Annotated in this window: 1 protein-coding gene; it reads left to right on the top strand. The window is 69.3% G+C overall.

The window, feature by feature from the left end; genetic code table 11:
• Nucleotides 1–1,240, top strand: a 1,240-nt coding sequence (locus VYI76_RS02585) for a recombination directionality factor (protein ID WP_326523215.1), incomplete at its 5' end; no start/stop codon positions are given.
• Nucleotides 1,241–1,271: the final 31 nt, after the last annotated feature.

Here is a 1,271-nt window from a genome sequence, read left to right as displayed (position 1 = left end):
CGGCGTCGAACAGGGCAAGAGCTTCGACAGCATCGAGCGGGAGATCGCCGACGCAGTGCCGGACCTGAAGAACCCGCTGGCGCCGAAGAACGTCCCCTACTTCACGGTGCGTGGGGAGGACTTCCCGAATCCGGAGATCGCGCGGCAGATCACGGACCTTTTCGGCGAAGACCGGGGCGACGGGGTGAAGCGGCTGTACCGGTTCCCGGTGGTCTTTCCGGCCGATGCGTGGCAGTCGGTGATGCCGCATGAACTGGTGGCGTGGACGGCCAACGAGCGACGCTTCTGGTCGGAGTACGCCGCGGACGGCCAGACCCGCTACTGTATGAGTCACGCGCCCGTGCCGGTGGTTAGCGGCACGCGCCGGGCCATCCGCGTCTGGGGCGGTCGCAAGACCATGCGCCGCGCCGACAACGGCGGCCTGTGCGATCCCGAATCCTGCGCCGAGTACCAGGACCGAAAGTGCAACCTGTCGGGACGGTTCATCTTCTTCATCCCCGGGATCAAGTCGATCAGCGCCTTCGAGCTGCCAACCAACAGCTTCTACGCGATGAACGCCGCGATCCAGAAGTTCCAGACCATCGGCTTCATGCGGGGCGGCCGCATCTCAGGCTTCCTGGACGGCAGGCACACGCCGTTCTACCTGGCCAAGCGGCTGGTCGAAGTGCCTCGGATCGACGAGGAGGGCCGGCCGGTGCGCACTTCGCAGTGGCTGATCGAACTCGAGGCGCCGGTCGACGTGGCGGCGCTGCTGCGGCCCGACGAAGGACTGGACGGCGCCGAAGCGCGCGCTGCCGAGGCGCTGAGCGTGCTCGAGGGCGGGACCGCGGAGCGCGGCATCGGTCGCGGATCGGTGGTCGGCGACGATGGCGTGATCGACGCGTCCGCGTCCTCACCTCGGGCTGCACCGGCATACGGACCGGCACCCGATCGTGCCGCGACGTCGGCCTCGCATGGCGGTCCCGGCAGGGCAGCCATTCCGGCCAGCGGCGCCCGGCCCGCAGCGCAGCGCGAGCAGGCGGGCAACGGCGGCGACGAGGCTGCAAGGGTGGCACAGGCCGCCGCGGCGCTGGGTGTCGTGGCCGAGCGTTTCGAGCGCTACGCCGACAAGCGCTGGGGTCGCGGCTGGAAGATGAACGCGAACGGCCGCAAGCGGGCGCTCGACGAGGTCACCGGATTCGCCGACGACGGCGAGGGGTTCCGGGCCAAGGTCGATGCCGAGCTCGATGTCTTCAGCTGAATCCGAAGGCGCCGTCTTGATCGGGCGATGC

Origin of the sequence: Sphingomonas sp. (assembly GCF_035910975.1) — a bacterium.
In the GTDB taxonomy this organism is placed as follows: Bacteria; Pseudomonadota; Alphaproteobacteria; order Sphingomonadales; family Sphingomonadaceae; genus Sphingomonas.
Note: the sequence above shows the minus strand (reverse complement) of the source record. Positions and strands in the feature narration are given on the sequence as shown.